This window comes from Microcoleus sp. K1-B1 (assembly GCF_036704705.1).
Classification (GTDB): Bacteria; Cyanobacteriota; Cyanobacteriia; order Cyanobacteriales; family Microcoleaceae; genus Microcoleus.
In genome coordinates this window covers 1-5034 of the sequence record NZ_JAUBSH010000168.1, presented here as the reverse complement: position 1 = coordinate 5034, position 5034 = coordinate 1, and the positions used below count along the sequence as shown (strand labels likewise).

The following is a 5034-nucleotide window of genomic DNA, read 5'->3' as shown; positions in this document are numbered from 1 at the left end:
CATCTTTATTTAACGATTTTACTAGCTTTTTCATTTTATCTCTTTTTTGACACATTTGCCAAAGTGAGATGCACCCGTTGGCAAGTGTCTTTGTTGTATTTGCGATTGTCCCTGGTGTCATTCGACAACCAAATAAATCCAGCAGCACTTTACTTAATCTGTCTTCGGGAATAAAATGCTGATGATTTAGATAAGCTGCAACTGCTCTAATTCTTTCTCCGTACTGTACTGGGGCTTTAACTGATTCGGGAAAACTCCCTTGTATTTGAGCTTTACATTCAGGACATTCTTTGACCCCAACTTGGTGTTCTGTGACGATTATTTTTGGCGTTGGTATATCAAATACTTGTCGCCCCATCATTTTTTTGGCTTCTACTTGAGATATGTCACACCCGCATGATAGACATGAGCATGGTGTGGGATGTTCTATGATATTATCTGGTTCTAAAACTTGTTCTAATGTCTGCCCTGCATGACCAAACTGTCCCCCTGATGGGCGCTTTCCTTTTTCTCGTAAACTTTTTGTCCGAATTTTATCCGCTTTTTTGAGTCCATCGCTTGACGGTGGTTTTGAACTCGTTTGGCTATCTAACCCCAAACGCCTCTCTAGTTCTGCTATTTTTTGCCGCAGCACTTGAATTTCTTGCTCTAAACTCTCAATTTTTTGATCTTTTTCTTCTGGACTCATGGATGAATACTACCATAATTCTTCCTTGATTGGAATCATCCTGACCATCCTACCTAGGGAGTTACGTTTTTTTCCATGATTATGGGATGTTTGGTTTCACCCTTTTTTAATTCGCCAACAGTCTCTTCTATTTGACAATGCACAGCCTCTTTCTGAGCTTCATATAGGGGCTTTGTTGTTTTTGCTGATTAAGTTGCCATACCTGTTAAACTAATTCCCATCGCCCTCAACCCTCAAAACGATTTGATGCTATGTGGGACAAAATTGCCACGCACATCTGTGAAACAACCGGAGAAAGATTTTCGATCGCCAATCGCCGTTCCGTCAGCGGTGGCTGCATCAATCAAGGCTATTCTATCAGCAGCAGTTCCCGCACTTACTTCGCGAAACTCAATCAAGCTTCCCAAGTCGCGATGTTTGAAGCTGAAGCGCTGGCTTTGCAGCAAATGGGGGAAACCCAGACGATTCGAGTACCTGAGCCGATTTGCTGGGGAACTGAGGGGAATTCAGCTTATATTGTGCTGGAATGGCTGGATTTGGGAAGTCGCAGGGGCGATCGAACTTGGGAAGAAATGGGGCGAAAACTCGCCGAAATGCACAAATACACCCCCCCCACCCCCCCCTTGCTAAGGGGGGGAGAAGAGCCTAATTCGGGCTTATTGAGGGCAGTTTTTGGGTGGGATATTAATAATACGATCGGCTCAACTATACAAATTAATAATTGGACGGCAAATTGGGCAGAATTTTGGGCAGAACATCGGATTGGTTATCAGTTAAAATTGGCTAAGCGTCGGGGCGGCCATTTTCCGAAAGGAGAACGTTTATTAGAGATGATTCCTGAATTGTTAGCTGGTTATGAACCTCAACCCTCGCTAGTTCACGGGGATTTGTGGGGGGGAAATGCGGGGGTGACATCTGCGGGGGAACCGGTAATTTTTGACCCGGCGGCATATTTGGGAGATAGAGAAGTTGATATTGCGATGACTGAGCTATTTGGTGGATTTCCGGGGCAGTTTTACCGGGGATATAATCAGGTTTGGCCTTTGGATTCAGGGTATGAAGAACGCAAAACTCTTTATAATCTCTATCACATTTTAAATCATTTTAATTTGTTTGGTGGGAGTTACGAGTCCCAGGCGAATCAGATGATTAGTCGAATTTTGGGTTAGTTAAGAATCAGATGCTTTTTTAACCGCAGATGCACGCAGATAAACGCGGATTTAAGGTTTATCTGCGAGGGAGGAAAGTTTATTTTTGCTTAGCCGCAGCTTTTTTCTTAGCTTCTTTTTCTGCTTTTTTAGCTGCTTTTTCGGCTTCAAGTTTGGCTAACTTGGCTAGCTCTTTTTCTTCAGCTATTTTATCGAGATAGTAGTGGTAATCTCCCAAATAAGGGCGAAACTCTCCGTCCCGAATCTCGACTATTTTGTTAGCGACTTGGGAGATGAAATAGCGATCGTGCGAAACGATAATTACCGTACCGTCATAATTCTGAATCGCCTCTTCCATCATCTCTTTCGCCGGAATGTCGAGGTGATTTGTCGGTTCGTCCAAAATCAGCAAATTCACGGGAGTCAACAGCATTTTTGCCAAAGCTAGGCGGGCTTTTTCGCCGCCGCTTAAAGCGCCAACCTGTTTGAATACTGTTTCGCCAGTAAATAAGAAACGGCCCAACAAAGTCCGAACTTCTTCATTTTTCCAGTCTGGAACTTCGTCGTGAATCGTTTGCATCACGCTTTTATTCAAATCTAAGGCTTCAGCCTGATTCTGTTCAAAGTAACCGGGGATGACGTTGTGACCTCCCAATTTGACAGTACCTTCAGTCGGCTTTTCCAAACCCATAATCATCCGCAGCAGGGTTGATTTGCCCGCGCCGTTGGGGCCGAGAAAGGCAATACGATCGCCCCTTTCAATTAACAAGTCTGCTCCCAAGAATAGGATTTTTTCGCCGTAGGTGTGCACCAAATCTTCAATTATTGCTACTTCGCGGCCACTGCGGGGTGCGGGGGGAAAGCGGAAATGCAAAGTTTTTAATCCGCCGGTGGGCGCTTCGATGCGTTCGATTTTGTCTAACTGTTTCTCGCGGCTTTTGGCTTGGGTGCTGCGAGTGGCGCTGGCGCGGAATTTTTCTACGAATGCTTGCTGTTTTTCGAGTTCTTTTTGCTGGCTTTCGTAGGCGCTGAGTTGGGCTTCTCTGGCTTCTGCTTTTTGCAGCAGGTAGGAGGAGTAGTTGCCGAGGTAGGTGCTGGAAACGCCGCGTTCGGTTTCGACGATTTGGGTGCAGAGCCGATCGAGAAATTCCCGGTCATGGGATACGATTACCATTGGGGTTGTCAGCCCTTTGAGGTATACTTCCAGCCATTCGATCGTTTCTAAGTCGAGGTGGTTGGTAGGTTCGTCTAGTAGCAGAATGTCGGGTTTTTGCAGGAGAATTTTGCCCAAACTCATCCGCATTTGCCAGCCGCCGCTGAAGGCGCTGACTAATCGATCGCCATCTTCGGGTTCAAATCCGATTTCGGGCAGAATTTTCTCGATTTGGGCCTCTAAACCGTAACCGTTTAAGCCTTCAAATTGCCGTTGCAGCCGATCCATTTTGTGGATCAGTTCGTCGAGATTTTCTGGGGAGGAGTTTTCCAAGTCTCGATGGACTTGCATTAGGGATTCATGGACTTCGTTGGCTTCGCTGAAGGCACGCCAAAATTCTTCTTTGACGGTGCGAGTCGGATCTACTTCAAATTCTTGGGAGAGGTAGGCGATGTGTAAGCTGGCAGGGCGAATAACTTCGCCGGCGGTGGGTTCGATTTCGCCGGCGATGATTTTGAGTTGGGTGGATTTGCCGGCACCGTTAACGCCGACTAAGCCGATGCGATCGCCCGGTTTGACTTCCCAGGTGACATCTTTGAGTACGACGCCTGTGGGGTAAATTTTACTGATGTGTTCGAGTCGCAGCATTGTTGTGGGGACTGGGGAAGGGCTGGTTTAGCGGCGGATGGGATGCCGGCGCTGAGGTCGAGTTAATCTTAACAAATTTTAATTATATTTAGGGTATTGCCAGATTTTGATTTGGTAGGAGTTACGCGAAGAAACGGGGTTTCTCTGAAAAATCGCAGATTCGGGGCTAGAGATATAGGAAGAAACCCGGTTTCTGGCCTCGATGTGGGTTCAGGACTATTTGAGTGGGGCGATCCTCTTCGAGGGCTTCGCTAACGGGCGATCGTGTTGTTTCAGATTGAATTTCTCGAATAATGGTTGAGACTTCTGCACATTATAAATAATAGTCAGTGTCAACCTCGATCGCCAAAGAGAGCGATCGTGCCAGCAAGAGACATTTATCATCAAGTTGTCAAACAGGCTCTCATTAAGGCTGGCTGGACAATTACCCACGATCCGTATCCCTTGGCTTGGGCGAAGAGAAACCTATCGATCTTGGTGCCGAACAGCTATTAGCTGCTGAGAACAACGATCGCAAGATAGCCGTTGAAGTTAAAAGTTTTATCGGAGAGTCTAGAATTGCAGATTTAGAGCAAGCTTTGGGTCAATATACTCTTTACTATGACATCTTAAAACGGACGGAATCAGAAAGACAACTGTATCGGGCAATTCCACTACATGCTTTTACAGAGCTTTTTGAAGGAGAAAGTTTTGGTCAGATATTGCTAGATAATAACCGCCTAAATTTGGTTGTTTTTAACCAAAAAATAGAGTAAATAGTACAATGGATAGCTTAAATAATTATCGCCAACTTGTTAAGCAGCTCCTTACTGAATACGCTGAGATTCCCGTTTTTGACAGTGGAACCAAAAATGAAATAATTTTTGATTTGGAAAATGACCGTTATATGTTAATAAATATAGGTTGGTTTAATGAGCAGCGCATTCACCATTGCGTGATTCATATTGATATTATTGACGGTCAGGTGTGGATTCAAGCAAATAATACGGATCGCCTGATTGCTGAGGAGTTAGTTGCAGCGGGAGTTCCTGCCGAATCAATTGTTTTGGGGCTTCAACCGCCTGATGTTAGACCTTATACTTCTTATGGAGTGCCTACTAGGGAGCAGTAGCGAGAATCCTTGAAAGTATGATGGAGTGGAAGGGATTTGAATGGGAGGGCGATGATTCATGAGTCGATAGAGTATGATTGTTCAAGGGTCGGATGAAGATCGGCTTTTCCTAGTCACGATTCGAGAGTTTGCCGATCGCGTGGTGATGCCTTGCACTCACGGTCAAACTCGTGAGGAAGCAATTCATAACGGCGAAGAAGTGATAGAAATGTAAGTAGTCAAACAAAATTAATTACACAAACAACTAATATGATATAATAAAAAATATCAAGTTGTGCTCAAAGAG

General features: G+C 45.0%; 4 protein-coding genes and 2 pseudogenes. 4 read left to right on the top strand and 2 right to left on the bottom strand.

Annotated elements, in window-relative coordinates; translation table 11 throughout:
• Positions 1-688, bottom strand: a 688-nt coding sequence (locus tag QUA83_RS29925) for a DUF6444 domain-containing protein (RefSeq protein WP_333297820.1), incomplete at its 3' end; no start/stop codon positions are given.
• A gap of 251 nt (positions 689-939) precedes the next feature.
• On the opposite strand from QUA83_RS29925, the gene QUA83_RS29920 reads away from it, so the two are divergent.
• Entirely contained in the window at positions 940-1857 is a 918-nt protein-coding gene (locus QUA83_RS29920) for a fructosamine kinase family protein (protein ID WP_333297819.1), read from the top strand.
• Positions 1858-1936: 79 nt separating this feature from the next.
• Here QUA83_RS29920 and QUA83_RS29915 read toward each other — a convergent pair whose 3' ends face one another.
• A complete protein-coding gene (locus tag QUA83_RS29915; protein WP_333297818.1) occupies positions 1937-3637 on the bottom strand; it encodes an ABC-F family ATP-binding cassette domain-containing protein in 1701 nt (566 codons plus the stop codon).
• A 360-nt stretch (positions 3638-3997) separates the two neighbouring features.
• On the opposite strand from QUA83_RS29915, the pseudogene QUA83_RS29910 reads away from it, so the two are divergent.
• From QUA83_RS29910 to QUA83_RS29900, 3 genes and pseudogenes are all read left to right on the top strand, one after another.
• A pseudogene (locus QUA83_RS29910) lies at positions 3998-4392 on the top strand (element excision factor XisH family protein).
• Positions 4393-4400: 8 nt separating this feature from the next.
• Positions 4401-4748, top strand: coding sequence for a XisI protein (locus tag QUA83_RS29905; protein ID WP_333297814.1), 348 nt, complete (start codon positions 4401-4403; stop codon positions 4746-4748).
• 73 nt (positions 4749-4821) lie between these two features.
• Positions 4822-4959, top strand: a pseudogene (locus QUA83_RS29900) (type II toxin-antitoxin system HicB family antitoxin); the annotation flags it as partial.
• Between the last annotated feature and the right edge of the window lie 75 nt (positions 4960-5034).

Coding starts and splice junctions, on each gene's coding strand:
- QUA83_RS29920 (WP_333297819.1), top strand. CDS start 940: ATGTGGGACAAAATTGCCACGCACATCTGTGAAACAACCGGAGAAAGA.
- QUA83_RS29915 (WP_333297818.1), bottom strand. CDS start 3,637: ATGCTGCGACTCGAACACATCAGTAAAATTTACCCCACAGGCGTCGTA.
- QUA83_RS29905 (WP_333297814.1), top strand. CDS start 4,401: ATGGATAGCTTAAATAATTATCGCCAACTTGTTAAGCAGCTCCTTACT.